Here is a 25751-nt window from a genome sequence, read left to right on the forward strand (position 1 = left end):
ACTACGAGGCAACGAGGACAGCCATGAGCCAGCCGCCAGAACATCCCGGCAACCCGGCCGACCCTCAGGGCGGCAACCCGCCGGGCTACCAACCCCCGCCGCGGTACAGCCCACCGCCGCCTCCCGGCTACGGGGCGCCCCCGCCCCCGCCGCCCGGCTACGGCGCTCCCCCGCCACCGCCCGAATACGGCCAGCAGAGCCCCGGCGGCTACCAGGCTCCGGGATACGGGACTCCCCCTCCGCCGCCACCACCGCCGGGTTACGGCGCTCCGCCGCAGGGTTACCCGCCGCAGTCAGGCCTGGGAGGAGGTCCCGGCGGCCCACCGTTCAGCGTCGGCGACGCCTTCAACTGGTCGTGGGGCAAGTTCAAGAACAACGCCGCCGCGCTGGCCGCGCCGGTCGCGATCTACTTCCTGATCCTTGCCGCCGTCATCGGCATCCCGCTGGGGATCGCATTCGCGACCGCCGACACCACGACCACCACCACGGATTACGGGTACGGCGTCAGCTACGAGTCGAGCAGCACCGAGTTCGGCCTGATCAGCTGGATCGTGATGACGGTCGGCATCATCCTCGCCCTGGTCGTCGCGGCATTCCTGCAGGCCGGTCTGACCACCGCTGCCCTGGACCTCGCTGACGGCCGTCCAGTCAGCATCGGGACCTTCTTCAAGCCGCGCAACGTGGTCGGAGTGCTGCTCACCACCCTGCTGATCGTGCTGGCGTCGTCGCTGCTGTCCTGCACCATCATCGGGCCGCTGGTCATCGCCTTCTTCACCCAGTTCGCCGTCGCGTACGTCGTCGACAAGAACCTGTCGCCGTTGGACGCGATCAAGGCCAGCTTTGCGACCGTGCGCGCCAACATGGGGCCGAGCGCATTGTCCTGGCTGGTTCAGTACGCGGCCGTGGCGGTCGGCCAGCTCGCCTGCTACATCGGTCTGGTGGTGGGGGCGCCCGTCGCGGCCCTGGTGCAGATCTACACCTACCGCAAGCTGACGGGCGGACACGTCGCCGAGCTGGAGCAGGCCGGTGTTCCGGGCCAGTACCCGCCGGGCCCACCGCCGGGACAGTACCCGCCGGGTCCGCCGCCCGGGCAGTACCCGCCGCCGCAACAGTATTCCTAACTGTCGGGCACAGCTGCCACCAGCGGTAAAACGACCGAAACAGGCCGTTCACACGGAGCGGCCGGACAGCCGAATGACAGCCGCCCGCAACGCAAGCCACCATAGGCGCGCGCTGCGGGCGGCTGTCTCTTGTGATGGGATCAGCGGTTATGAGCATCAAAGTTGCACTGGAGCACCGCACCAGTTACACCTTTGACAAGCTGGTCCAGGTCTATCCGCACGTGGTGCGCCTGCGCCCGGCTCCGCACTCCCGCACGCCCATCGAGGCCTATTCGCTGCGGGTCGAGCCGGCCGAACACTTCATCAACTGGCAGCAGGACGCGCTGGGCAACTTCCTCGCCCGGTTGGTGTTCCCCAAACCCACCCGCGAGCTGACCATCACCGTCGGCCTCATCGCCGACCTCAAGGTGATCAACCCGTTCGACTTCTTCATCGAGGACTGGGCCGAGACGTGGCACCCGGACCGGTCGCTGTACCCCAAGCCGCTGGCCGACGACCTGGAGCCGTACCTGCGGCCCGTCGACGAGGACGGCGAGGGATCCGGTCCCGGTGACCTGGCACAGGCCTGGGTGCGCAACTTCTCGGTGCCCGAGGGCACCCGCACCATCGACTTCCTCGTCGCGCTGAACCGAGCGATCAACGTCGACGTCACCTACAGCCTGCGGATGGAGCCCGGCGTCCAGACTCCGGACTTCACCTTGCGCAGCGGCGTCGGCTCGTGCCGCGACTCGGCGTGGCTGCTGGTGTCGATCCTGCGGCAGCTCGGGCTCGCCGCCCGGTTCGTCTCGGGCTACCTGGTCCAGTTGACCTCCGACATCGAAGCCCTCGACGGCCCGTCCGGGCCCGCCGCCGACTTCACCGACCTGCACGCGTGGACCGAGGTGTACATCCCGGGCGCCGGCTGGATCGGCCTGGACCCGACGTCAGGGCTGTTTGCCGGGGAAGGACACATCCCGCTGGCGGCCACCCCGCACCCGGCGTCCGCGGCTCCCATCACCGGCAGCACCGAACCCTGCAGTTCGGTGATGGAGTTCTCCAACACCGTCACCCGCGTCCACGAGGACCCGCGGGTCACGTTGCCCTACAGCGACGACGCGTGGGACACCATCTGCGCGGTGGGCCACCACGTCGACGAGCGGCTGGCCGCCGGCGATGTCCGGCTGACCGTCGGCGGTGAGCCGACGTTCGTGTCGGTGGACAACCAGGTCGACCCGGAATGGCGCACCGCCGCCGACGGCCCGCACAAGCGGAAGCTGGCATCGGAACTGGCCGCCCGGTTGAAGGCGAAGTGGGCGCCGCAGGGCCTGGTGCAGCGCAGCCAGGGCAAGTGGTATCCGGGAGAGCCGTTGCCGCGCTGGCAGATCGGGCTGTACTGGCGCACCGACGGCCGGCCGCTGTGGACCAACGAGGCACTGTTCGCCGATCCCTGGGGGCCTGACGAGGTCGATCCGGTCGAGATCGACACCGCGCAAGAAGTGCTGGCCGGCATCGCCGAGAGCCTGGGGCTGCCGCTGTCGCAGGTGCGCCCGGCCTTCGAGGACCCGCTGGCCCGGCTGTCCGCCGCGGTGCGGTTGCCGGCGGGCGACGCGGTGGCACCCGACGACGACCTGGCTGACGACGGGGTCGCGCGCCGGGCCGAGTTGCTGGCGCGTCTGGACGAAGCCGTCACCAGCCCGTCGGCCTTCGTGCTGCCCCTGCACCGCCGCGACGACGGCAGCGGCTGGGCCAGCGCCGACTGGCGCCTGCGCCGGGGCCGTCTGGTGCTGACCGAAGGCGACTCGCCGGCAGGTCTGCGGCTGCCGCTGAACTCGATCAGCTGGAGCCCGCCGCCGGCCTCGTTCGCCGTCGACCCGGTGGCCATCAGCGACCCGCTGCCCCCCGCTGCACCCGATCAGGCCGTCCTCGTCGAACCCCACAACGCACCGACGACCGCGCTCGTCGCCGAGGTCCGCAACGGCTTGCTCTATGTGTTCATGCCGCCGACCGAAGCACTGGAAGACTTCGTCGACCTGGTCGCGCGCATCGAGACCGCCGTGGCGAAGGTCGACACCACGGTGGTGATCGAGGGGTACGGCCCGCCGCCGGACCCACGGCTGACCTCGACGACGATCACCCCGGACCCGGGCGTGATCGAGGTCAATGTCGCGCCGACAGCCAGCTTCGACGATCAGCGCCAGCAGCTGGAAACCCTGTACGCGCAGGCGCGGCTGGCGCGGCTGTCCACCGAGTCGTTCGACATCGACGGCACCCACGGCGGCACCGGCGGCGGCAATCACATCACGCTGGGCGGAGTGACTCCCGCCGATTCACCGCTGCTGCGCCGCCCGGACCTGCTGGTGTCGCTGCTGACCTACTGGCAGCGGCACCCGTCGCTGTCGTACCTGTTCGCGGGGCGGTTCGTCGGCACCACTTCACAGGCTCCCCGGGTCGATGAGGGCCGCGCCGAGGCCCTCTACGAACTCGAGATCGCCTTCGCCGAGATCGCCCGCCTGAGTGCGGGTGGGGCCGCCAAGCCGTGGGTGACCGACCGCGCGCTGCGCCATCTGCTCACCGACATCACCGGCAACACCCACCGCGCCGAGTTCTGCATCGACAAGCTCTACAGCCCCGAAGGTGCCCGCGGCCGGCTCGGGCTGCTGGAGCTGCGCGGCTTCGAGATGCCGCCGCACCTGCGGATGGCGATGGTGCAGTCGCTGCTGGTGCGCTCGCTGGTGGCATGGTTCTGGGAGCAGCCGCTGCGCGCCCCGCTGATCCGGCACGGCGCCAACCTGCACGGGCGATACTTGTTGCCGCACTTCCTGATTCACGATATCGCCGATGTGGCGGCCGATCTGCGCGCCCAAGGTATCGCGTTCGAGACCAGCTGGCTGGACCCGTTCACCGAGTTCCGGTTCCCGCGGATCGGCACGGCCGTCTTCGACGGCGTGGAGATCGAGTTGCGGGGTGCCATCGAACCGTGGAACACCCTGGGCGAGGAGTCGACCGCCACCGGAACGGCCCGCTACGTCGACTCGTCGGTGGAACGCGTCCAGGTCCGCGTCATCGGCGCCGACCGGCACCGCTACGCCGTGATCTGCAACGGATATCCCGTCCCCCTGCTGGCCACCGACAACCCCGACATCCACGTCGGCGGGGTGCGGTTCAAGGCCTGGCAGCCGCCCAGCGCCCTGCACCCGACCATCTCGACCGACGTCCCGCTGCAGTTCGAGCTGGTCGACCTGACCGCCGGGACCTCGCGCGGCGGCTGCACCTACCACGTCGCCCACCCCGGCGGGCGCGCCTACGACGAGCCGCCGGTCAACGCCGTGGAAGCCGAATCCCGCCGCGCGCGCCGCTTCGAAGCGGCCGGGTTCACCCCCGGCAAATTCGATCTCGCCGGGCTGCGGGAGAAGCAGGCCCGATTCCTCACCGACATCGGCGCGCCGGGCATCCTCGACCTGCGGCGCGTGCGTACCGTGCAGCAGTAATGGCGCTTCCAGATTTCTCGGTCGGTGACCGCTACGACGTCGACCGCCTGCTGGCCGGTTACCGGACCGCGCGCGCCCAGGAAGCCCTGTTCGACCTGCGAGACGGCCCGGGCGGCGGGTACGACGAGTTCGTCGACGCCGACGGCGACGTGCGCGAGACCTGGACGGAGCTGGCCGACACCATCTCCCACGGCGGCCGGGTGGGGCTGGACCGGATGCGTTCGGTGGTGCACAGCCTCATCGACCATGACGGCATCACCTACACCGGCGTGGACCCGTCGCGCGAGGCGCAGCCGGCCCCCGGCCACGGGCCGGAGCCGGGGCCCTGGAGTCTGGACACGTTGCCACTGGTCGTCTCCGCAGCCGACTGGGAAGTGCTGGAAGCCGGGCTGGTACAACGCTCGCGCCTGCTCGATGCCGTGCTCGCCGACCTGTACGGGCCGCGCAGCCTGCTCACCGAGGGCCTGCTGCCGGCCCCGCTGGTGTTCGCCCATCCGGGCTATGTGCGGCCCGCCAACGGCATCAAGGTGCCCGGACACCACCAGCTGTTCATGCACGGCTGCGATCTGAGCCGGTTGCCTTATGGCGGGTTCCAGGTCAACGCCGACTGGACACAGGCTCCCTCGGGCGCCGGTTATGCGCTGGCCGACCGCCGGGTGCTGGCCCACGCGATTCCCGATCTGTACGAGCGCATCGCACCGCGGCCGACCACGCCGTTCGCGCAGGCGCTGCGGCTCGGCCTGATCGATGCCGCGCCCGACGTGGTGCAGGACCCGGTGGTGGTGGTACTGAGCCCCGGCATCTACTCCGAGACGGCATTCGACCAGGCGTATCTGGCGACCCTGCTGGGCTTCCCGTTGGTGGAAAGCGCCGACCTGGTGGTGCGCGAGGGCAAGTTGTGGATGCGCTCGCTGGGCACCCTCAAGCGTGTCGACGTCGTGCTGCGGCGGGTCGACGCGCTGTACGCGGACCCGCTGGATCTGCGTGCCGACTCCCGGCTCGGCGTGGTCGGACTGGTCGAAGCGCTGCATCGCGGGACGGTGACCGTGGTCAACACACTGGGCAGCGGCATCCTGGAAAGCCCTGGGCTGCTTCGGTTTCTGCCCGAGATGGCCGAGCGCCTGCTCGGCGAAGAGCCGCTGCTGCCCACCGCGCCGGTCTACTGGGGCGGCATTCCCAACGAACTCTCCCACCTGCTGGCCAACCTGTCGTCGCTGCTGATCAAACCGACCGATGGCGGGGAAACCCTTGTCGGACCGACACTTTCGTCGGCGCAGTTGGCCGAGCTGGCGGCCCAGATCGAGGCGGTGCCCTGGCGCTGGGCCGGCCAGGAACTGCCGACGTTCTCCTCGGCCCCCACCGACCACGCGGGCGTGTTGTCCTCTGCCGGGGTGGGAATGCGGTTGTTCACGGTCGCTCAACGCAGCGGATACGCGCCGATGATCGGCGGACTGGGCTACGTGGTGGCTCCGGAGCCGGATGCCTTCACGCTGAAAACGGTTGCCGCGAAAGATATCTGGGTTCGGCCGACGGAACGGGCGATCGCCGAGAAGGTGATCTCCCTCCCGTCGGCGCCGCAACCCGCCGCCGCGGCCGGCGCGGGGCGATGGACCGTCAGTTCTCCGCGTGTGCTGTCCGACCTGTTCTGGATGGGGCGTTACGGCGAGCGGGCGGAGAACATGGCCCGGTTGCTGATCGTGGCGCGCGAGCGCTACCACGTTTACCGCCACCATCAGGACACCGAAGAAAGCGAGTGCGTGCCGGTCCTGATGGCCGCGCTGGGCCAGATCACCGGGACCGACACCGGGGCCAGCGGCGACGGCGACTCCGACAAGGCCGAGATGATCGCCGTGGCCCCCTCCATGCTGTGGTCGATGACGGTGGATCTGGACCGGCCGGGTTCGCTGATCCAGTCGGTGGAAGGGCTGGCATTGTCCGCCCGGGCGGTGCGCGACCAACTGTCCAACGACACCTGGATGGTGCTGGCCAACGTGGAACGTGCCGTGGGACTGCGATCTGATCCGCCGCAGTCGCTGGCCGAGGCGGACGCGTTGCTGGCCTCGGCACAGTCGCAGGCGCTGGCCGGCATGCTGACGCTGTCCGGGGTGGCCGGCGAGTCCATGGTGCACGACGTCGGCTGGACCATGATGGACATCGGCAAACGCATCGAACGGGGACTGTGGCTGACCGCGTTGCTGGCCGACACACTGAGCGAAGTGCGGGGCACCGTCGCCGAACAGTCGGTGGTCGAGGCGATGCTGGAGGCCTGCGAATCGTCGGTCATCTACCGGCGGCGCACGTTGGGCAAGATCAGCATCGCCGCGGTGACCGACCTGATGCTGTTCGACGGACAGAACCCGCGCTCGCTGCAGTTCCAGCTGGAGCGGCTGCGCATCAACCTCAAAAACCTGCCCAGTTCGACCGGTTCGTCGCGCCCGGAACGGATCGTCGATGAGATCAGCGCCCGGCTGCGGCGTTCGGATCCCGCCGAGCTGGAAGAGATCACCGACGGCGCCCGCGAGGAACTGGCTGAGCTGCTCGGCGCGGTGCATGCCGGGCTGCGCGACCTCTCCGACGTGATCACCGCGACACAGTTGGCCCTGCCCGGCGGGATGCAGCCGCTGTGGGGCGGACCCGACGAGCGCCGGACGATGCCGGCCTAAGTCCGGCAGGTTGCGCGAGCAGACACAAAATCACCACGGAGCGTGCGCTCCACGGTGATTTTGTGTCTGCTCGGCTCGGGGAGGTAACCCCTGCCACATTTCTCACATTTTGTGAGAAATGGGTGCTACGGTGAGTGCATGTCCGATTACGAGTTCTTCGCCCTCGACACCGAAGCCTTGACACCCGAACCGATCGAGGTGTTCGCCTACCCGATGGGTGACGTGACGGTGCGGCGCACCGGCGACGCCGAACTCTCCCCTGGATTCCAGGTGCTGTGGGTTCGCACGCCGGCCCCGGATTGGTCCGTCGTCTTCAACTGGGCATCGCTGGTCGGTGACAGCGACCGACGGGTGCTGGTGATGCCTTACCTGCCGAGCGCACGGGGCGACAAGGATCTGCCGAGCCCCGCCCGCACCAACGCCAGGCTGGCGGCCCTGTCCGGTATCACCGACATCGTCACCGTCGATCCACACTCGACGGTGTGGTTGGACGCGTTGAGTGCCGCTAATCCGGCCGTCGGCCGCTGGGAACTCGACCTGGCGACAATCGTCGGGGACGCCGTCGCCGCCAGCGGCCCCTACCAGGGCGTCATCGGGCCGGATGCCGGATCGAAAGCTCGTGCGTCGCTGGTGGGCGAGCAGCTGGAGATACCGGTACTCATCGCTTCCAAGTCACGAGACCAGGCCACCGGGAAGCTCAAGGGATACCAGGCGCCTGACGGCGTGCAGACCGGCCGGTATCTGGTGATGGACGACATTTGCGACGGTGGAGGGACGTTCGCGTTGTTGCGGGACGCGATGCCTCCCGAGGTGACGCTGGACCTGTGGGTGACCCATGGCGGGTTCACCGGTCCGGAACACTCCCGCAAGGCGCTGTCCGGGTACCGCCGCGTCCACACCACCGACTCGCTGTCCGGGGCCCGTGACGCGCACGTCCACATCACCAGGCTGGCGCCGTACGTGACGCAAACCATCCGCCGCATCGCCGGCAATTCCGAAGGGACACAACGATGATGAACGACCGGCAGGACCGCGCCCTGGACACGCTGCTGTCCACCGACGCCTACAAGCTGGACCACCGCCGCCAGTACCCGAAGGGCACCGAGTTCGTCTACTCGAATCTGACCGCACGCGGAAGCCGGCTTCCCGACGTCGACGCCACCGTGTTCTTCGGGCTGCAAGCCTATCTGCGCCAACTGCAGAAACGCTGGCAAGTGTTCTTCGACCTCTCCCCCGACGAACTCGACGCGGTACTGGCCGGATACGAGGAGTTCGTGACGGCGCTGCTCGGCACGAATGATATTGGTGCAGAACACTTCCGGCAGCTGCACACACTGGGTTACCTACCGCTTCGGGTGCGGGCCGCCAAGGAAGGGGCGCTGATCCCGTTGCGGGTGCCCTACCTGACGGTGGAGAACACCGACAGCCGGTTCTTCTGGCTGACCAACTATCTGGAGACCGAGATGTCGGCCCAGCTGTGGCAGCCGATCACCAGCGCCACCCTCGCCTGGCGCAACCGCGTACTGCTGGACGAGCGCGCGGCGGAGTCCGGCGACGAGGACGCGGTGAAATTCCAGGGGCACGAGTTCGCCTATCGCGGCATGAGCGGTACCGAGGCGGCAGCGGCATCGGGCGCCGGCCACCTGATCAGTTTCAGCGGCACCGACACCCTGCCGGCCATCCGGTATATCCAGCAGTACTACCCGGGGAACGACGGCAAACTGATCGGGGCCAGTGTCCCGGCCACCGAGCACTCGGTGATGTGCGCCGGCGGCCAAGACGGCGAACTGCAGACCTTCGACCGGCTGCTCCAGCTGTACCCGACGGGCACTCTGTCCGTAGTGTCCGACACCTGGAATCTGTGGCGGGTGCTCACCGAGTACCTGCCCGCGCGCGCCGAGGAGATCAGGACCCGCGACGGCAAGCTGGTGATCAGGCCAGACTCCGGCGACCCCGAGCTCATCCTGTGTGGCGATCCGGATGCCCCGGCCGGCACACCCGAAAACAAGGGCGTCGTGCTGCTGCTCGCGGAGACGTTCGGCACCGTCGTCAACGACAAGGGCTACCGCGAACTGGATCCGCACGTGGGCGCGATCTACGGCGACTCGATCACCTATGAACGGGCCGACTCCATCACCGGGAACCTGATGGCCCAGGGATTCGCCTCTACGGCAGTCGTTTTCGGTTTCGGCTCGTACACCTACCAGTATCAGACCCGGGACACGTTCAAAATGGCCGTCAAAGCCACCTGGGTTCAGGTCGACGGGCAGGGCCGCGACATTCTCAAGGATCCCATCACCGACGACGGCTCCAAGAAGTCGGCCACCGGACGCCTCGCGGTCCGTCGTGACACTGACGGCCGCCCGTACCTGATCGAACACGCCGATCGGGAAGCCGACGATGAACTGCAGCTCGTCTTCGAAGACGGAAAGTTGCTGCGCACCCAGACTTTCGCCGAGGTACGCGCAAACCTGAGGCAGGAGAACGCGATCCGCGATCGCTGGAGCCGACCGTGACGCAGACCTGGCTCAGCGTCGACGTGGTGGCGCTCACCGGAGACGAGCCGGTGCCGCGCATCGTTCTGATTCGGCGCGCCGGCACCCCGCACCGCGGGGCCACCACCCTGCCGGGGGGACTGCTGGCCGCCCAGGCCGGTGAAACCGTCGAGCAGGCCGCCAGGAGGATCGTGCGGGAAAAGGCCGGCGCGGAGATCACCAGCGGCGTCACGGTCGTCGACGTGGTCAGCGACCCGGCACGCGACGAACGCGGACACACCGTGTCGATCGTCGTGGCCGCCCGGGTCGCCGCCGGTACCGAGGGCGCGCTATCCGTGACCGAGATCCCCGACGCGATGCCGTTCCACCACACCGCGATGGCGAGGTCTGCGTTGTCCCGGATCGGTGAGCGCCTGCTCACCGATGCCGGCACAACCTACGCGCTGTTGGGCCCGGAAACGACCTTCGTGGAGGTCTTTTCGTTGCTGCGGGCCTGCACCTCGATCACCGATACGGCCGCGCGGGCACGCCTGGACCGCTCCCCGCTCTATGTCCGGACCGACCGGTACCGCAAACCCGCCGGGGCCGGCCGGCCCGCCCGCGTCTACCGCGCCAGACCCGCCTAGGCGGCACCTAGGTGGAAGCCTAGGTGGAGCCGCTTCAGTGGCGCCAGCAGACGCAGAATCGCCCTGGAACGGATGTTCCAGGGCGATTCTGCGTCTGCTCGCCAGGGTCAGCTAGCCGCCTGCAACTGCGAGGTCACCTGCTCGATCACGTTGTGGACGAACTGCATCTTGTCGAGCACCGCGGGCGGCAACACGAACGGATACAGGTCATCGTGACCCATCGACCGGTTCACCATGTTCAGCGACCACGACAGCGGCAGCCACATCTCGATGATGGTGGGAAACGCGCTGGGCCCCAAGGGCGGTCGATCGAACGTGGCGGCCGCCGGGGCCAGACCGCAGGATGCCGAGGTGTCCAGAGTGTCCCGGATGTGCAGGTAGTGCGCGAACGTCTCGGCCCAGTCCTCGGCCGGGTGCATGGTCGCGTACGAGGAGACGAATGTCTCCTGCCAGCCCTCCGGCGCGCCCTGGCTGTAATGACGGTCCAGCGCGGCCTGGTAGTCGGCGTCGGGATCGCCGAACAACTCATTGAACCGCTGCAGGTACTCGGGTGACCTGACCAGTCGGTAGAAGTAGTAGTGCCCGACCTCGTGGCGGAAGTGCCCCAGCAGGGTGCGGTACGGCTCTTCCATCTCGACCCGCAACTGTTCGCGGTGCACATCGTCGCCCTCGGCCAAATCCAAAGTGATGACGCCGTTTTCGTGCCCGGTGATCACATTCTCGTGCGCACTGGACAGCAGCCGAAACGCCAGTCCGTAGTCCGGGTCCTGGTCGCGTCCGATGATCGGCAGGTGCAGTTCGTGCAGTTCGGCGACCAGCCGCCGTTTGGCCGCCTCGGCGCGGGCGAATTCCGCCAGCCCGACGGTGTCATTGTCATTAGGACGTTCGATGGTCAGCGCGCACGACTCGCACAACCCGCCCGGATGACCCACCGGAACGAGCCAATTACATTCGGCGACGTAAAGATTCGCGCAGAGTTGATACTGGTCCGCGGGCACCGCACCGGCGTGGTCGCTTTCTTCGTCGCGTTTGGCGATCACCAGCAGCGCCATCTGGTCCAGGGAGAACCCCAGCGAGCTGCCGCACGACAGGCATTCGGAGTTCTCGAACGCCAGTCGCTGGCCGCAGTTAGGGCAATGGAAGTCACGCATGCAGCGCATCTCCTTCGAACGGGACGACGTCGACACCGACGTCGATCACGCTACGTTCCGAGTTCGTGTAGATGATGCCGCGCAACGGTGGAACGTCTGCGTAGTCGCGGCCGCGGCCGACCACGATGTAGCGCTGGTCGACCAGTTGGTCGTTGGTCGGGTCAAGTCCAAGCCATTCGAACTGACCCGGCTGCTGCGGCGTCCACACCGACGCCCAGGCGTGGGTGGCGTCAATGCCTATCATGCGATCCTTTCCAGGGGGTGGGTCAGTAGCCAGATAACCGGATACGTAGCAGGCCGCCAACCCATGGGCACGCAAGCAGGCGATCGCCAGCCGCGCGAAGTCCTGGCATACCCCTTCCCGGGCCGTCAGAACCTCATTGACGCGTGTCGAAACCGTCGTCGACCCCGAACGGTAGGTGAAATCGCGGAAAATCCGTGATGCGAGGTCACGCAACACCTCCACGAGCGGACGTCCGGGCTCGAAGCTGGGAGCCGCATACTCGCGAACCGCATCGGTGATTTCCGGCGGTGTCAGGTCCAGGACGAAGTCGCTGGCCAGCGCGCCTTGCGCTCCGGTGGGACGCGCCTTCTCCCACGGCTGCAGCGCCGGCCCGGTGGTGTAGATGCCGGTCGCCTGCGGCGCGACGTCGACGATCGAGTCGCTGACGATGGTCAGGGCCCGGTGCGGCTCGGTGACGTGGAAGTAGGAGCTGATGTTGCCGTACGTGTCGCGGCTGGTCGAGCTGTCGGCCGGAGCCGGGTCGATGATCAGTTCGTGCGCCACGCAGCGCTGCCGCAACGAGTCCCGGGGGGTGAGGAACCCGCGCCCGTATGAGCTGGTCACGACGTCGGAGTAGCGGTACTCCGTGCGGTGTGTGACCCGGTAGCGTTTCGCGGCCAACGGCGCCGACCAGCCGTTTAACTCCTCGGACGGCTCCTCAGACGGCAAGACCAACCTCCATGTCTACGGGTGGCGGCATGTAGGGCTCACACCGCATGCTGACAGTCTGTACTCCTGGTCTAGTCCCGGGCGAAACGGGAACCCTATCCGACAAGTCAGAAAGGAGTTGGCCCGTGCAGGGACACGAATTGAAGTCGCTGGCCGACCTTGCGGGTGAAGGCACGCGGGTACTGACGACGCTGGTCCGTGATGTGCATCACGGCATCGCCAGTCGCGTGTTCACCTCGATCGGCCCGGCGGCCAAACCCGTGCAGCTGATCCACGACACCACCGCCTCGACGATCTACACCCTGGTCGACGGCGCGGTCCGCGGTTCTCTCTACGGCGCGGGGGCGCTGGCGGCGCACACCTTGAGCAATGACGACGACGAGACCGTCCTGGCACGCCCGCGAGTTGCCGGGGCGCTCGCCGCGGTCAACGGGATCTACGGCGACGAGATGACCAACCGGGAGAACGGATTCGCGCTGTCCATGCAGGTCCGGCGTCGGGGCCAGCCGGTTGAATTGACCCCCGAGGGAATCGCCGAGGCCTTCCCTCGTGCCACCGGGCGGATCGCGGTGTTCGTCCACGGCTGGTGCATGACCGAACGGTCATGGTGGCGCACGCCGCGCACCGGGGAGACGCTGCGTCCGTACGGAAAACGGCTGCGCAAGGACCTCGGATTCACCCCGGTATTCGTGCGGTCCAACAGCGGTCATCACATCTCCGAAAACGGTCATGCGCTGGCCGGTTTGCTGCACCGGCTGCACGAGGTGTGGCCGACGGCGGTGGAAGACGTCGTGCTGGTCGGCCACTCGATGGGTGGCCTGGTGTCCCGCAGTGCCTGCCACTACGGCCGTGAGCAGCAACACGCCTGGACCGACGCCATCCGGCATGTCGTGTGCCTCGGGTCCCCGCACCTGGGCGCCGACTTGGAGAAGGGCGTCAACATCGCCGCATGGGCGCTGGCCAAGCTGCCCGAGACGCGGGGCGTGGCGGCGTTTCTGAACACCCGCAGCGCCGGGGTGAAGGACCTGCGGTTCGGCGCACTGGTCCACGAGGACTGGCGCGACTGCGACCCGGACGAGTTCCTGCGCGACCGCTGCCGGGAAGTGCCCTTCCTGCCCCACGCGGTGTACCACTTCGTCTCCACCACCGCCGCCCCCAAGGCGGTCGGCCTGCTCATGGGCGACCATCTGGTGCGGCCCAGAAGCGCGTCCGGTCGGGGCAGGTCGCGCAAGGTTCCGTTCGAGGCCGCACACGGGCTCACGTTGACCGGTCTCAACCACTTCGACCTGCTCAACCATCCGTCGATCTACGACAGGCTGGTGACGTGGCTCAGTCACTCGCCGGCGCGGCCGCACGACGACTCGCTGGTTATGAGCACGGCTCTCGAAGCGGGCAGTTCCTCGTGAGTCAGCTGAGCGGCAAGACGGCGCTCGTCACCGGCGGCAACTCGGGCATCGGCCTGGCGGCCGCCCAGCGGCTGGCAGCCGAAGGCGCGCATGTCTTCCTGACCGGCCGCAACCAGCAAACGATCGAGGCCGCGGTGGCCTCGATCGGTGACAATGCGAGCCGCGAGCAAGGCGGCGATTCGCTCGTTCGGCCGTACCTGGGCTGCCGAACTCGTGAGCCGCGGCATCCGCGTCAACACCGTCGTACCGGGACCGGTAGAGACACCGGGCCTCAAAGGCCTCGCGCCCGCCGGCCAGGAGCAGGAACTCCTGGACAACGAGGCTGCGAAAGTTCCGATGAGCCGCCTCGGCAGGCCGGAAGAGATCGCGGCCGCGGTGCTCTTCCTCGCCTCAGATCAAAGTAGCTTCATGACAGGCACCGAATTGTTCGTCGACGGCGGCGCCGAACAGATCTGACCGTGCACGTTTGCCGCCCAGGCAATTCCGGATAATGCGCCGAACTGCGGCGTTGGGGCGCACAATCGAACTGTGGCCACCTGGGAAGACGTGGCCCGCGTCGTCGGTGCACTGCCGCTGACCGCCGAGCAGTCACCGCGCGACTGGCGGGTGGGTAAGAAGTTGATCGCGTGGGAGCGTCCGCTGCGAAAATCCGACATCGACGCGCTGATGAGTAACGGGGTGCATCCCCCGTCTGGCGACATCCTGGGCGTGCGGGTACCGGACGAAGGGGTCAAGTTCGCGCTGGTTGCCGACGAGCCGGAGGTGTACTTCACCACCCCGCACTTTGACGGTTACCCGGCGGTGCTGGTTCGGCTGGCCGAGATCGGCGTCCGTGACCTGCGTGAGCTGATCACCGAAGCCTGGCTGGCCCAGGCGCCGAAACAGCTGGTCAAGGAGTTTTTGGCGCAGTCACCGGCCGATCGATGACCTGTTGCAGATCGTCGGCGCACCCCGAGACGACGTCGGCGACCACCACTTCGGCCCGGTCTCGGGCGCCGGCCTGCAGCTCCGCGGCATAGCGGCGCGCGGCTGCCAGGTGGGCGGCCGCCGCCGCAGGATCGGCATCGGCCAGACCGGTCGCGTGGGTGAGTTCCGCCACCGCTGTCTTCAGCGCCGGTGCGGCTTCTCTCCCCCGCGGCCGGGTGACCGAGCGCGCGAGATGCAGTACGCAACTGGCGAACAGACCCAGCTGCGCGGACTGGGCGTCGATCTCCCGAATCAACCCGCGCGACGCCCACCGGCGTGGTGCGCGACGCGCGGCCACTTCCGCCGTTGACCGCGCCTCGATCAGCGCACCGACTTCCTGATGCAGGTGATCGGAGATCGTCCGGAGCCAAGCCGGAGTGCTGGCGTCGGAATTCTCGAGGATTTCCGCGGTCTGCAGCAGCGTCTGGTGGGCCGCCGCCAGGACAGCCGCACGCGCATCGCTCAACAGCCGCTCGGGATCGGCGGGGAACAGCAGCAGGGCGAACACCAGCGCCAGACCGCCGCCGATCAGCGAGTCGAACAGGCGCTCGGTCACCACGATGCCGGTGTGCGAGAAGACGAGGACCAGCAACGCCGAGACGGCGGTCTGGTTGGCGAACATCAAGCCCTGCCCGATCGCGCCCCGGCCGACGAGCATCGCCACCGTCAGCGCCGCGAATACGGCCACGCCGATACCGAACTGTCCGGGACCGAAGAAGCCGTCCGCCCCGCCACCCACCGCGATACCCAGAGCGACGCCCACCATCATCTGGGTGGCGCGGCGCGCACGCAGGACATTGCTCGCCGACATGCACACCACCGCCGAGATCGGCGCGAAGAACGGTTGCTTGTGGTGCAGCAGGTCGTGGGTCAGGTACCACGCCAGCGCGGCGGCGACCGATGTCTGGGTGATCGGCCACAGCGCGGCACGCAGTCGGTGGACGGCCGCGGTTCCTTCGCCGGCCGCCCCGGCCAGCAGCGAGCTTTTCATCCCGCTTGCTTACCGCATGCCAGGCCCGGCGCGCCTGCCGGGACAATCGCCCAACAGAAGCATCCCCCGGGGCGCTGTGTCGGCCTATACGCGCCGCAACTCGAACAGCGGGATGACCCGTCTGGTCTTGGCCTGGTACTCGGCGAAGCCCGGTGCGGCCGCGGTGATCTGGTCGAAGATCGCGTCACGCTCGGCGCGGTCCAGCTCGTGCGCGGTCGCGTCGAACGCCTCGGTGCCGACTTCCACATGTGCCTGAGGCCGGGCACGTAGGTTGTGCACCCAGCCCGGGTCGACCGGTGCGCCGGCGAACGACCCGATGATGATCAGCCGCCCGTCGACGCGCAAGTAGGCCAGCGGCGCGATCCGGAGCTGGCCCGACTTGGCACCGGTGGTGGTGAGCAGCAGCAGGTCGGCATTGGCGAATTGGCCGCCGACTTTGCCGCCGTTGGCGCGGAATTCCTCGACGATGCCCTGGTTGAACGCTTTGAGGGTGTCGGTGTCAGGCGTTGTCATGCTTGGTCAAGCCGCTTGGGCTTGGCGTCTATTCCCGATTCCTTGCGCTGCTGAGCCGTGATGGGGGCCGGCGCATCGGTCAGCGGGTCGACGCCCCCGCCGGTCTTGGGGAACGCGATCACCTCGCGGATCGAGTCGACGCGCGACAGCAGCGCGTTGATCCGGTCCCAGCCGAAGGCGATTCCGCCGTGCGGCGGCGCACCAAAGGTGAACGCCTCCAACAGGAATCCGAACTTCTCCTCGGCCTCGGCCCGATCCAGGCCCATCACCGCGAACACCCGTTCCTGAATGTCGCGACGGTGGATACGGATCGAACCTCCGCCGATCTCGTTGCCGTTGCAGACGATGTCGTAGGCATCGGCCAGCACGGCACCGGGGTCGTTTTCGATGCTGCCCTCGTGTTCACGCTTGGGCGAGGTGAATGCGTGGTGCACCGCCGTCCAGGCTCCTGCACCGACGGCCACGTCACCCGAGGCAGTGGCGTCCTCCGCGGGCTCGAACAGCGGCGGGTCGACGATCCACACGAACTTCCAGTCGTCCGGATCGATCAGGCCCAGACGGTGCGCGATCTCGATGCGCGCCGCGCCCAACAGCGCCCGAGACGTCTTGACCGGCCCGGCGGAGAAGAAGATGCAGTCACCGGGGTTGGCGCCGACGTGGCCGGCCAGGCCGTCGCGCTCGGCGTCGGACAGGTTCTTGGCCACCGGGCCACCCAGCGTCCCGTCCTCGCCGACGAGGACATAGGCCAGGCCGCGGTGTCCGCGCTGCTTGGCCCACTCCTGCCAACCGTCCAGCGTGCGCCGCGGTTGCGAGGCGCCGCCCGGCATCACGACGGCACCGACGTAGGGCGCCTGGAACACCCGGAATGTGGTGTCTTTGAAGAACTCTGCGCATTCGACCAGCTCCAGCCCGAACCGCAGATCGGGTTTGTCGGACCCGTACCGGCGCATCGCCTCGGCATACGTCATCCGCGGGATGGGCGTCGGGATCTGGTAGCCGATCAGCGCCCAGAGCGCGGACAGGATCTCCTCGGAGACCGCGATGACGTCCTCGACGTCAACGAAGCTGAGCTCCATGTCGAGTTGGGTGAATTCCGGCTGGCGGTCGGCGCGGAAATCCTCGTCTCGGTAGCAGCGTGCGATCTGGTAGTACCGCTCCATCCCGGCCACCATCAGCAGCTGCTTGAACAGCTGGGGGCTCTGCGGCAGCGCGTAGAACATCCCGGGATGCAGCCGCGCCGGGACCAGGAAGTCGCGCGCCCCTTCCGGCGTCGACCGGGTGATCGTCGGCGTCTCGACCTCCACGAAGTCGTGCCGCCCCAGCACCTCACGCGCGGCGGCATTGACCTTGGAGCGCAACCGAATTGCCGCAGCCGGGCCCTCGCGGCGCAGGTCCAGGTAGCGGTATTTCAGCCGCAGCTCCTCCCCCGCCGGCTCATCGAGCTGGAACGGCAGCGGCGCGGATTCACCCAGCACGGTCAGCGACGTGGCGTTGACCTCGATGTCACCGGTGGCGATGTCGGGGTTGGCGTTGCCTTCCGGACGGATCTCGACGACACCGGTGACCGCGACGCAGAACTCCGAGCGCAGCCGGTGCGCCTGCGCCAGCACCTCAGGTTCACGAAACACCACCTGGGCGACGCCCGACGCGTCCCGGAGATCGATGAAGATGACACCGCCGTGGTCGCGGCGGCGGGCCACCCACCCGGCCAAGGTCACCTGCTGCCCGGCATCGCCGTCCCGAAGCGATCCCGCGGCGTGGCTGCGCAGCACAAATACTCCTTTACACCGGGTGAGATTGACTGCTTAGTCTAGAGGGCCGGTTGATTTGCCCGATCCTGCCGGTACTTTTGGCTGCATCGCAACCGAAATTGCACTCGTTGGCCCCGGCGCCGTCGGCACGACCGTCGCGGCGTTGCTTCACGCCGCCGGACACCATGTGCTGCTGTGCGGGCACACACCGCGTGACGGCATCGAACTGCGCCCGGACGACGCCGAACCGATCGTGGTACCGGGCCCGGTGCATACCGATCCCGACGCCGTCAGCGGTCCGGTGGACGTGCTCATCCTCGCGGTCAAAGCCACCCAGAACGCCGCAGCGGCCGGCTGGCTCGCCCGGTTGTGCGACGAAAACAGCGTCGTCGCCGTCCTGCAGAACGGCGTCGAACAGGTCGAGCAGGTGGCGCCGCTCTCGCCGTCCGCGCACGTCATACCGGGCAGCGTGTGGTTCTCGGCCGAGACCCAGCCGGCCGGCTGGGTGCGGTTGCGCGGTGAGGCCGCGCTGGTAGTGCCTACCGGGCGCGCCGCGGAATCATTCGCCGAACTGCTGAGCGGCGCGGGATGCCAAGTGGAGTGCAACCCCGACTTCGTCACCGTCAACTGGCGCAAACTGCTGCTCAACGCGCTGGCCGGACTGATGGCATTATCGGGCCGACGCTCCGGCATGTTCCGCCGGGACGACGTGGCCGAACTGGGCCGCCAATACATGGCCGAGTGTGTGGCGGTGGCGCGCGCCGAGGGCGCCCAACTCAGCGACGATGTGGCCGAGCAACTGGTCGAGTCCTTCCGCGCGGTACCGGAAGACATGGGCACCTCGATCCTGACCGACCGGGAAGCACACCGCCGGATGGAGTGGGACCTGCGCAACGGGGTGATCGTCCGCAAAGCCCGGGCGCACGGCCTGCCCACCCCGATCAGTGACGTGCTGGTACCGCTGCTCGCCGCTGCCAGCGACGGACCCGGTTAAGTTGATGCCATGCATCCCTGCGAACGCGTCGACCTGAGCTTCATCGAGACGGCGCCCTACCGCTTCCGCAACAGTGTCGATCTGGCCATCACACCCGAGCAGCTCTTCGAAGTGCTCGCGGACGCCGACTCCTGGCCGCGCTGGGCCAAGGTGATCACCAAGGTCACCTGGACCAGTCCGGAACCCCGGGGCATCGGCACCACCCGCGTTGTCGAGATGCGGGGCGGAATCGTCGGCGACGAAGAGTTCATCGCCTGGGAGCCGTTCACGCACATGGCATTCCGGTTCAACGAGTGCTCCACCAAGGCGGTCGCGGCGTTCGCCGAGGACTACCGGGTACAGGTGTTACCGGGCGGCTGCCGACTCACCTGGACCATGGCCCAGCGGCCGACCCGCGGCGCGGGCCTGGGCATGGTGCTGTTCGGCCCGCTGCTCAACCTGTCGCTGCGCCGGTTCCTACGCAACCTGCGGACTTACACCGACACCCGGTTCGCTGCCACACAGCAGCGATAGGCTGTGTCGGCGCGGTTGAAACTCTAGCTCCGGGGAGCGTGCGATGACCTTCAACGAGGGTATGCAGATCGACACCAGTTCCGCGACGTCCTCGGGCGGCGGCGGAATGGGCCGGATGGCCATCGGTGGCGGCATCGGCGGCCTGCTGCTGGTCGTCGTGGCCATGCTGCTCGGCGTCGATCCCGGCGGCGTGATCAGCCAGCAGCCGCTGGACTCCCGCGAGGACGTGGCGCCCGGTTTCGACTTGAACCGGTGCAAGACGGGTGCGGACGCCAACAAATACGTGCAGTGCCGCGTGGTCGCCACCAGCAACTCGCTGGACGCGGTGTGGAAGCAGCTGATGCCGAAGTACACCCGCCCACACCTGCGGCTGTTCAGCGGCCAGGTGAGCACCGGGTGCGGGCCCGCCAGCAGTGACGTCGGTCCGTTCTACTGCCCGGTGGACAAGACGGCCTACTTCGACACCGATTTCTTCCAGGTTCTCGTCACCCAATTCGGTTCCAGCGGAGGGCCTTTCGCGGAGGAATACGTGGTGGCCCACGAATACGGGCACCACGTGCAGAACCTGCTCGGGGTGCTCGGACGGGCCCAGTCCGGGGCGCAGGGCGCCACCGGCAGCGGGGTTCGCACCGAGCTGCAGGCCGACTGTTACGCCGGGGTGTGGGCGCACTACGCCTCCACCGTCAAGCAGGACAGCACCGGCCAGCCGTTCCTTCAGCCGTTGACCGACAAGGACATTCAGGATGCCCTGTCGGCGGCGGCATCGGTGGGTGACGACCGGATTCAGCAGCAGGTGAACGGGCGGGTGAACCCGGAGTCCTGGACGCACGGCTCGTCCGCGCAGCGGCAGAAGTGGTTCACCACCGGGTACTCCACCGGCGAACCCAACAAGTGCGACACGTTCAACACCAACGATCTGGGGTGAATCTCGAGCACCCGATCACGGTCGGGACGGCTGAGTTCAACGCGGACCAGCACCGGTATTACGACTGGATGCGCCGGGAGGCGCCGGTTTACCGGGGGCGGCTGGCGCTGCGCCCACCCGATCAGGACGTCTATTTCGTCTCCCGCTACCAGGATTGCGCGAACCTGGTCACCGATCCGCGGATCCGCCGCGTGCTGGACGGTGCCGCCGAAGACGCCTCGGTGGTACCCGAGGCGATCCGCGTGCTGACCACCGACACCATGGTCTACCAGGACGACCCGTCGCACCTGCGCCTGCGCAAGCTGGTGAGCCGGCCGTTCACCCCGCGCGCAATCGAGCGGCTCGGTGACCGGATTCGCACGGTCGCGCGCGAACTGCTGGACGGTTTCGAGCCCGGGCAGCGCATCGAGTTGCATCAGCAGTACGCGCTGCCGGTGCCGACCACAGTGATCAGCGAAATAGTGGGTGTCGCAAGCGAAGACCGGTCCACGTTCTACGCCTTCATCGAGCTGCTGTTCGAGGCGATGCTGAACCACAACGCGGCCGGCGCCGCCCAGCAGATGGAAGCCTTCGTCGCCTATCTGCGCGAAATGGTCGAGCAACGTCGGGCCGACCCCGGCGCGGACATCATCACCGAGTTGATCACCGCCAGGGAAGATGGTGGCCTCACCGACGACGAAATCGTCGCGATGGTGTTCCTGCTCATCACCGGCGACTACCAAACCACCCCCAACGTGATCACCAACGGCGTCGCGGCACTACTCGCCCACCCTGACCAACTGCGCCTGCTGCACCAGCGACCCGAACTCATCGGCAGCGCCGTGGAAGAGATCCTCCGCTACTCCGGCACCGTCGGCGGTACCGAAGCCACCACGTTCGCCGGTGAGGACATCACGCTGCACGGAGTCACGATCCCCCGGGGGTCCATGGTGACGACGCTTCTCACGTCAGCCAATCGCGACCCCGCTCAATTTCCCGACCCCGACCGCTTCGACATCACCCGCAGCCCGAACAACCACCTCGCATTCAGCAAGGGCACCCACTTCTGTCTCGGTTCACATCTGGCACGGCTGGAAACGGGGATCATCATCGGCGAGCTGATCGGGCGTTTCCCGAATCTGACGCTGGCGTTTGCCCCGGAAGATCTTCGGCTGCAACCGATTCCGCTGCTCAACCGGTTCGACGAGGTGCCCTTGGTACTGGCTTGAGGTTCACGAACCGGCCAGCAGAGCCTGCAACTCGGCACGACGCCGCTCGTCGAGTGCCAGCAGCGGCGGCCGCGGGTCGCCGGCCGGGAAGCCGAGCAGATCCAGGCCGGCCTTGACGGTGGTGGGCAGCCCGCCCGCAACGATGAACTGCAGCAACGGCTTTAGGTCGTCGTAGCGGAGCTGCGCCTTCTCGAGGTCGTCGGCGCGCACCGCGTTGTACAGGTCGATACACGGCTGCGGGCGCAGATTCGGTGCGGCCGTGCACCATCCGGACGCGCCCACCCTGAGCGCGTCGAGCACAAGCGGATTGCTGCCGTTGTAGAAGGGCAACTCGCCGCCGCTGAGTTCGGCGATGCGCCGCATCCGGTTCAGGTCACCGGTGGATTCTTTCACCATGGTGACGTTGTCGATGTTGTCGAACAGGGTGACCAGCAGTTCGGGGCTCATGTCCACACCACTGGTGGCCGGGTTGTTGTAGGCCATGATCGGGATTCCGATCGACTCACCGATGCTGCGGTAGTGCTGAGCGATCTCGCGATCGCTGAGCTTCCAGTACGAGACGGGCAGGATCATCACCGCGTCGGCGCCGGCCTGCTCCGCGTACCGGGCGCGCCGAATTGTGTTGGTGGTGGTCAGATCTGACACCCCGACCACCACCGGAGCACGGCCGTTGACGGCGGTCAGCGTGGTGTCGACGACGGCATCGAACTCGGGTTCATCGAGATAGGCCAGTTCGCCGGTGCTGCCGAGCGGGGCGATCGCGTGAACACCGGAGGCCACCAGCCGGTCGACGAGGGCGGCGAGCCGGTCGGTGTCGACGCCGGACGTGTCGGCTGTGAACGGGGTGATCGGGTAGGCGATGATGCCGTGGATCTCGGGCACGTTTCCTCGAATTCAGTTGGCGGGCAGAGTAGTCAGGGCGTCGGGGTGCCGCGTCAGCGCACGCCGGGCGTAGTAGGCGAAATTGGCGCGGCTGCGTGAAGGCGTCAGCGTCCAGTCATGGGCCTCTCGGGCGAGTGCTTCGGGGAGCTCTTTGACGTCGCCTGCGGCCATCGCGGCGAGCTGCAACTTGGCGGCACGTTCCATCAGCACCGCCAGGGAACAGGCCTCCTCGATGCTGGCGCCGGCCACCACCTGTCCGTGATGCGCGAGCAGGACGGCCTTCTTGTCGCCCAGCGCGGCGGAGATGATCTCGCCCTCCTCGTTACCGACGGGCACGCCGGGCCACTGCGCCAGGAACGCGCAATCGTCATAGAGCGGGGTGGTGTCCATGTGCGACACGACCAGGGGCACCTCCAGCATCGACAGGGCTGCCACATGGAAGGGATGCGTGTGCACGATGCACTGGACGTCAGCTCGGGCGCGGTAGATCCAGCTGTGAAAACGATTGGCCGGGTTGGCGATTCCGGAACCTTCCAGGACATCGAGATCCTCGTCGACGAGCAGCAGATTGTCCTCGGTGATCTCGTCGAAGCCCAGACCCAGCCGCTGGGTGTAGTAGGTGCCCGGCTTTTCGGCACGTGCGGTGATCTGACCGGCCAAACCGGACTCATGACCGGCGTCGAACAGCGCGCGGCAGGTGAGCGCGATCTTCTGGCGGGTGCTCAGTCCGGAATCGGCATTCTCGGCATCGAGGAGTTCCTGGGCGCGACGCATCAGGTCGGCTTTTGCCGCGGAAAAAGTGGTTGCCATCAACGACTCCCTCGATCGGGAAAGTGTGACACAATAGTAGCACTATAGGAAACTTTGTGTCATAGGGGGCCTCGCCGATGACCGCTCTCCTGCGGACGGTGCGCAAGCAGCGCGGGCTCACCCTCGAGCAACTGGCCGATCAGACCGGCCTGACCAAGAGCTACCTGTCCAAGATCGAGCGCGGCCAGAGCACGCCGTCGATCGCGGTGGCCCTCAAGGTGGCACGGGCACTCGACGTCGATGTCGGTCGGCTGTTCTCCGACGATGCCACTGAGGAGCGGATCACCGTCGACCGCGCCGATCCGGCCGGCGGTCGCTACCGGGCACTGGCCACCACGCTGCTGGGCAAATCGATGTCACCCTTCCTGGTACGGCCGACCCACGATGCCTCCGACGATCCCCACCCCGAGCACACCGGCCAGGAATTCATTTTCGTGCACGCCGGGAGCATCGAACTGAGCTACGGCGAGCACGTCATCTCATTGGCGCCGGGCGACAGCGCATACTTCGACGCGTCCGTGGGCCACCGACTCAGAGCCGTCGGCGGGCCCGCTGAGGTCGTCGTCATCACCGCACCCGGCCCGTAGCCCGCTGTCCCCCGATTGGGGGACAGAAGACGACCCGGTCGTGGGATACACACCGGGTCGGACTTCGCCCACACTTGACGTTACAGATTGACATGTTTCGTCACTATGTAATGACCACCGGGTCAGAGATTCGTGAAGGAGAAGGATTATGTCCTACGAAATGCTGTTCGCCGCCGAGGAGGCCACGTACGGTTTGATCTCGTTCATCGTCGACGAGATCGCCGAGTGAACACGGCCCGCGGCCGACGGAAGGCCTTCGTCTCCGCGGGCACTCGCCGGCAAACCTCACACGAGTTCGGAACCACTATGGCCTCAGACAACACTTCCGCCAGCCCGATCACCCGCGACGGCAGCCTCGTCGAGATCTACCGACGCGTGTCGGTGACCGACGAGATCAGCCTCATCACCACGCTGCTCGAGCCCGGCGGCTCGGTACTGGACCTGGGCTCCGGCGCCGGACGCATCGCTAATCCGTTGGGAGAAAAAGGATTCGAGGTCACGGCGGTAGACGACTCGGCCGATATGCTCGCGCACGTGCGCGCCGCGAGGACCGTTGAGGCCCGCATCGAGGACCTGCGACTGTCCGAGAAGTACGACCTCGTGCTGCTGGCGAGCAGCCTGGTCAACTACCCCGGCGTGGACGGGCGAAGGGGCCTGCTGGCCACGGTTGCCCACCATCTCAAGCCGACCGGCAAAGCGCTCATCCAGTGGCGACCACCGGAGTGGTTCACCTTGCGACCGGCGGGCAGCTACCACCGCGCCGACGGCGACATGCAGCAGACCATGACCATCCTGCACAACGATGGCGACCGGGTCCTCGGCGAGTTCACCCTCGCCTACGGCGGGCAGAGCCTGACCCAGTCGTTCGAGGCACACCGGATCGGCGTCGACGAGTTCCGCTCGTTGCTCGACGAGGTCGGCCTGACGCTGGAGACTGAGAACCCCGAATCCTCCGAATGGCTCACCGTCTCCGCTCGGAGTTGATCCGCCCGGTGGAGGGCTCTGTACGTCGTTCGGGGGACCAGAATTAGGACCATCCGTAGGCTGCCCAGAACCCCTGGGCGCGTTGCACCATTGAGGCTCAATCACATTGAGCGAAAGGTGGTGTGTGCACCCATGGCACACGAAGTTCTGTTCTTCGACGAAGAGGCCTCGTACTCGTTGTTCGGCTTCGTCGTCGGCGAGATCGCGGAGTAAGCCTGCGAACCCGTCAAGGACTGACGACGCCGGCGGGACCGCATTCCCCCGCCGGCGTTTGTCTGTCTGCTACCAGGGCCGCGTCGAGCAGGTGACGCCGGTGGTGGCGCTGCGGGTATCCACCACCTGGCCGTCGACGGAAATCTCACAGCGCAACTCCGGCGTGCTTCCCGAGCCGCAGTCCGGCCAGTGGCAGCCGCCGCTGGCGCTGACGAAGGCCCACTGGCTCGGGTTCGCGAGAGTGGCGGTGTAGACCAATGGTTGGTCGGCGCTGAAAGTGGCCGCCACGGTCGTCAAGAATTGCGAGGAGTTCGCGTCGAAAGCTCCCTGACTGGGCGGATCGGCGCTCATGTAACGGACGTTGCCGGTGAGGTTGCCGGTGGTGGTGATCGTGTAGGTCACCTGGTGGCCGGCAGGGTCCGCGTGCGCGGTCGGGCTTACGGCCACGAAAGCCGCACCCAGGAGTCCCGCGGCGACCGCGCTGGCCAGTTTGTGCACGTTCGTCATATCGGAAACGCTACCGGATTCGTTAC

The 25751-nt window shown here is 67.5% G+C and carries 22 protein-coding genes and 1 pseudogene; 15 read left to right on the forward strand and 8 right to left on the reverse strand.

What is annotated here, in order from left to right:
• Nucleotides 1–23 precede the first annotated feature (23 nt).
• The 6 genes from QXK92_RS07645 (at nucleotide 24) to QXK92_RS07670 (ending at nucleotide 10372) form a co-directional block, all read left to right on the forward strand.
• Nucleotides 24–1121 carry a hypothetical protein gene (locus QXK92_RS07645; protein WP_306241070.1) on the forward strand — a complete coding sequence of 366 codons (1098 nt, stop codon included), beginning with the start codon at nucleotides 24–26 and terminating at the stop codon, nucleotides 1119–1121.
• Between the two features lie 149 nt (nucleotides 1122–1270).
• The gene (locus tag QXK92_RS07650; RefSeq protein ID WP_306241071.1) at nucleotides 1271–4588 is read left to right on the forward strand and encodes a DUF2126 domain-containing protein; all 3318 of its coding nucleotides are present in this window, start codon (nucleotides 1271–1273) and stop codon (nucleotides 4586–4588) included.
• A complete protein-coding gene (locus QXK92_RS07655; protein WP_306241072.1) occupies nucleotides 4588–7251 on the forward strand; it encodes a circularly permuted type 2 ATP-grasp protein in 2664 nt (887 codons plus the stop codon). The genes QXK92_RS07650 and QXK92_RS07655 overlap by 1 nt, the downstream gene beginning before the upstream one ends.
• A gap of 138 nt (nucleotides 7252–7389) precedes the next feature.
• The gene (locus tag QXK92_RS07660) at nucleotides 7390–8265 is read left to right on the forward strand and encodes a ribose-phosphate pyrophosphokinase (RefSeq protein ID WP_306241073.1); all 876 of its coding nucleotides are present in this window, start codon (nucleotides 7390–7392) and stop codon (nucleotides 8263–8265) included.
• Nucleotides 8265–9767 carry a nicotinate phosphoribosyltransferase gene (locus tag QXK92_RS07665; RefSeq protein WP_306244262.1) on the forward strand — a complete coding sequence of 501 codons (1503 nt, stop codon included), beginning with the start codon at nucleotides 8265–8267 and terminating at the stop codon, nucleotides 9765–9767. The genes QXK92_RS07660 and QXK92_RS07665 overlap by 1 nt, the downstream gene beginning before the upstream one ends.
• A complete protein-coding gene (locus QXK92_RS07670; RefSeq protein WP_306241074.1) occupies nucleotides 9764–10372 on the forward strand; it encodes an NUDIX domain-containing protein in 609 nt (202 codons plus the stop codon). Before QXK92_RS07665 ends, QXK92_RS07670 begins: the two co-directional genes overlap by 4 nt.
• Before the next feature lie 107 nt (nucleotides 10373–10479).
• Here QXK92_RS07670 and QXK92_RS07675 read toward each other — a convergent pair whose 3' ends face one another.
• Together QXK92_RS07675 and QXK92_RS07680 are read right to left on the reverse strand one after the other, a co-directional pair.
• Nucleotides 10480–11523 carry a putative zinc-binding metallopeptidase gene (locus QXK92_RS07675; protein ID WP_306241075.1) on the reverse strand — a complete coding sequence of 348 codons (1044 nt, stop codon included), beginning with the start codon at nucleotides 11521–11523 and terminating at the stop codon, nucleotides 10480–10482.
• Complete coding sequence (locus QXK92_RS07680) at nucleotides 11516–12427, reverse strand: transglutaminase family protein (RefSeq protein WP_306244264.1); 912 nt, start codon at nucleotides 12425–12427, stop codon at nucleotides 11516–11518. The genes QXK92_RS07675 and QXK92_RS07680 overlap by 8 nt, the downstream gene beginning before the upstream one ends.
• Before the next feature lie 173 nt (nucleotides 12428–12600).
• Here QXK92_RS07680 and QXK92_RS07685 point away from each other — a divergent pair, with 173 nt between their 5' ends.
• From QXK92_RS07685 to QXK92_RS07695, 3 genes and pseudogenes are all read left to right on the forward strand, one after another.
• Nucleotides 12601–13881 carry a triacylglycerol lipase gene (locus QXK92_RS07685; RefSeq protein ID WP_306241076.1) on the forward strand — a complete coding sequence of 427 codons (1281 nt, stop codon included), beginning with the start codon at nucleotides 12601–12603 and terminating at the stop codon, nucleotides 13879–13881.
• Nucleotides 13878–14337 (forward strand): annotated as a pseudogene (locus tag QXK92_RS07690) (SDR family oxidoreductase). The gene QXK92_RS07685 and the pseudogene QXK92_RS07690 overlap by 4 nt, the downstream one beginning before the upstream one ends.
• 72 nt (nucleotides 14338–14409) lie before the next feature.
• Nucleotides 14410–14808 carry an MmcQ/YjbR family DNA-binding protein gene (locus QXK92_RS07695; protein WP_306241077.1) on the forward strand — a complete coding sequence of 133 codons (399 nt, stop codon included), beginning with the start codon at nucleotides 14410–14412 and terminating at the stop codon, nucleotides 14806–14808.
• Here the strand turns inward: QXK92_RS07695 and QXK92_RS07700 are convergent.
• The 3 genes from QXK92_RS07700 to aspS all read right to left on the reverse strand — a co-directional run bounded on the left by QXK92_RS07700 (nucleotide 14771) and on the right by aspS (nucleotide 18123).
• On the reverse strand, nucleotides 14771–15838 hold the full coding sequence (locus tag QXK92_RS07700; RefSeq protein WP_306241078.1) for an aromatic acid exporter family protein: 1068 nt from the start codon (nucleotides 15836–15838) through the stop codon (nucleotides 14771–14773). The genes QXK92_RS07695 and QXK92_RS07700 overlap by 38 nt on opposite strands.
• Before the next feature lie 84 nt (nucleotides 15839–15922).
• On the reverse strand, nucleotides 15923–16351 hold the full coding sequence (locus QXK92_RS07705) for a nitroreductase family deazaflavin-dependent oxidoreductase (RefSeq protein ID WP_306241079.1): 429 nt from the start codon (nucleotides 16349–16351) through the stop codon (nucleotides 15923–15925).
• Nucleotides 16348–18123, reverse strand: coding sequence for an aspartate--tRNA ligase (gene aspS, locus QXK92_RS07710; RefSeq protein WP_306241080.1), 1776 nt, complete (start codon nucleotides 18121–18123; stop codon nucleotides 16348–16350). The genes QXK92_RS07705 and aspS overlap by 4 nt, the downstream gene beginning before the upstream one ends.
• 85 nt (nucleotides 18124–18208) lie before the next feature.
• On the opposite strand from aspS, the gene QXK92_RS07715 reads away from it, so the two are divergent.
• From QXK92_RS07715 to QXK92_RS07730, 4 genes are read left to right on the forward strand one after another with little or no spacing between them, the layout of a single operon-like run.
• On the forward strand, nucleotides 18209–19096 hold the full coding sequence (locus QXK92_RS07715; protein WP_306244265.1) for an oxidoreductase: 888 nt from the start codon (nucleotides 18209–18211) through the stop codon (nucleotides 19094–19096).
• A gap of 9 nt (nucleotides 19097–19105) precedes the next feature.
• Nucleotides 19106–19609, forward strand: a complete 504-nt coding sequence (locus QXK92_RS07720; RefSeq protein WP_306241081.1) for an SRPBCC family protein — start codon at nucleotides 19106–19108, stop codon at nucleotides 19607–19609.
• A gap of 43 nt (nucleotides 19610–19652) precedes the next feature.
• Nucleotides 19653–20534, forward strand: coding sequence for a neutral zinc metallopeptidase (locus QXK92_RS07725; RefSeq protein ID WP_306241082.1), 882 nt, complete (start codon nucleotides 19653–19655; stop codon nucleotides 20532–20534).
• On the forward strand, nucleotides 20531–21742 hold the full coding sequence (locus tag QXK92_RS07730) for a cytochrome P450 (protein ID WP_306241083.1): 1212 nt from the start codon (nucleotides 20531–20533) through the stop codon (nucleotides 21740–21742). Before QXK92_RS07725 ends, QXK92_RS07730 begins: the two co-directional genes overlap by 4 nt.
• Before the next feature lie 3 nt (nucleotides 21743–21745).
• Here the strand turns inward: QXK92_RS07730 and QXK92_RS07735 are convergent, their stop codons facing one another.
• Both QXK92_RS07735 and QXK92_RS07740 read right to left on the reverse strand, forming a co-directional pair.
• Nucleotides 21746–22624, reverse strand: a complete 879-nt coding sequence (locus QXK92_RS07735; RefSeq protein ID WP_306241084.1) for a dihydrodipicolinate synthase family protein — start codon at nucleotides 22622–22624, stop codon at nucleotides 21746–21748.
• A gap of 12 nt (nucleotides 22625–22636) precedes the next feature.
• Entirely contained in the window at nucleotides 22637–23434 is a 798-nt protein-coding gene (locus tag QXK92_RS07740; protein ID WP_306241085.1) for an aldolase, read from the reverse strand.
• Nucleotides 23435–23511: 77 nt separating this feature from the next.
• Here QXK92_RS07740 and QXK92_RS07745 point away from each other — a divergent pair, with 77 nt between their 5' ends.
• Together QXK92_RS07745 and QXK92_RS07750 are read left to right on the forward strand one after the other, a co-directional pair.
• The gene (locus QXK92_RS07745; protein ID WP_306241086.1) at nucleotides 23512–24021 is read left to right on the forward strand and encodes a helix-turn-helix domain-containing protein; all 510 of its coding nucleotides are present in this window, start codon (nucleotides 23512–23514) and stop codon (nucleotides 24019–24021) included.
• 306 nt (nucleotides 24022–24327) lie between these two features.
• Nucleotides 24328–25005, forward strand: a complete 678-nt coding sequence (locus QXK92_RS07750) for a trans-aconitate 2-methyltransferase (RefSeq protein ID WP_306241087.1) — start codon at nucleotides 24328–24330, stop codon at nucleotides 25003–25005.
• A gap of 282 nt (nucleotides 25006–25287) precedes the next feature.
• Here QXK92_RS07750 and QXK92_RS07755 read toward each other — a convergent pair whose 3' ends face one another.
• On the reverse strand, nucleotides 25288–25725 hold the full coding sequence (locus tag QXK92_RS07755; protein ID WP_306241088.1) for a hypothetical protein: 438 nt from the start codon (nucleotides 25723–25725) through the stop codon (nucleotides 25288–25290).
• Between the last annotated feature and the right edge of the window lie 26 nt (nucleotides 25726–25751).

Source organism: Mycobacterium sp. TY815, from assembly GCF_030755135.1.
Lineage (GTDB): Bacteria > Actinomycetota > Actinomycetes > Mycobacteriales > Mycobacteriaceae > Mycobacterium.

Coding starts and splice junctions, on each gene's coding strand:
- QXK92_RS07645 (WP_306241070.1), top strand. CDS start 24: ATGAGCCAGCCGCCAGAACATCCCGGCAACCCGGCCGACCCTCAGGGC.
- QXK92_RS07650 (WP_306241071.1), top strand. CDS start 1,271: ATGAGCATCAAAGTTGCACTGGAGCACCGCACCAGTTACACCTTTGAC.
- QXK92_RS07655 (WP_306241072.1), top strand. CDS start 4,588: ATGGCGCTTCCAGATTTCTCGGTCGGTGACCGCTACGACGTCGACCGC.
- QXK92_RS07660 (WP_306241073.1), top strand. CDS start 7,390: ATGTCCGATTACGAGTTCTTCGCCCTCGACACCGAAGCCTTGACACCC.
- QXK92_RS07665 (WP_306244262.1), top strand. CDS start 8,265: ATGAACGACCGGCAGGACCGCGCCCTGGACACGCTGCTGTCCACCGAC.
- QXK92_RS07675 (WP_306241075.1), bottom strand. CDS start 11,523: ATGCGTGACTTCCATTGCCCTAACTGCGGCCAGCGACTGGCGTTCGAG.
- QXK92_RS07700 (WP_306241078.1), bottom strand. CDS start 15,838: ATGAAAAGCTCGCTGCTGGCCGGGGCGGCCGGCGAAGGAACCGCGGCC.
- QXK92_RS07705 (WP_306241079.1), bottom strand. CDS start 16,351: ATGACAACGCCTGACACCGACACCCTCAAAGCGTTCAACCAGGGCATC.
- QXK92_RS07720 (WP_306241081.1), top strand. CDS start 19,106: ATGCATCCCTGCGAACGCGTCGACCTGAGCTTCATCGAGACGGCGCCC.
- QXK92_RS07725 (WP_306241082.1), top strand. CDS start 19,653: ATGACCTTCAACGAGGGTATGCAGATCGACACCAGTTCCGCGACGTCC.
- QXK92_RS07740 (WP_306241085.1), bottom strand. CDS start 23,434: ATGGCAACCACTTTTTCCGCGGCAAAAGCCGACCTGATGCGTCGCGCC.
- QXK92_RS07745 (WP_306241086.1), top strand. CDS start 23,512: ATGACCGCTCTCCTGCGGACGGTGCGCAAGCAGCGCGGGCTCACCCTC.
- QXK92_RS07750 (WP_306241087.1), top strand. CDS start 24,328: ATGGCCTCAGACAACACTTCCGCCAGCCCGATCACCCGCGACGGCAGC.
- QXK92_RS07755 (WP_306241088.1), bottom strand. CDS start 25,725: ATGACGAACGTGCACAAACTGGCCAGCGCGGTCGCCGCGGGACTCCTG.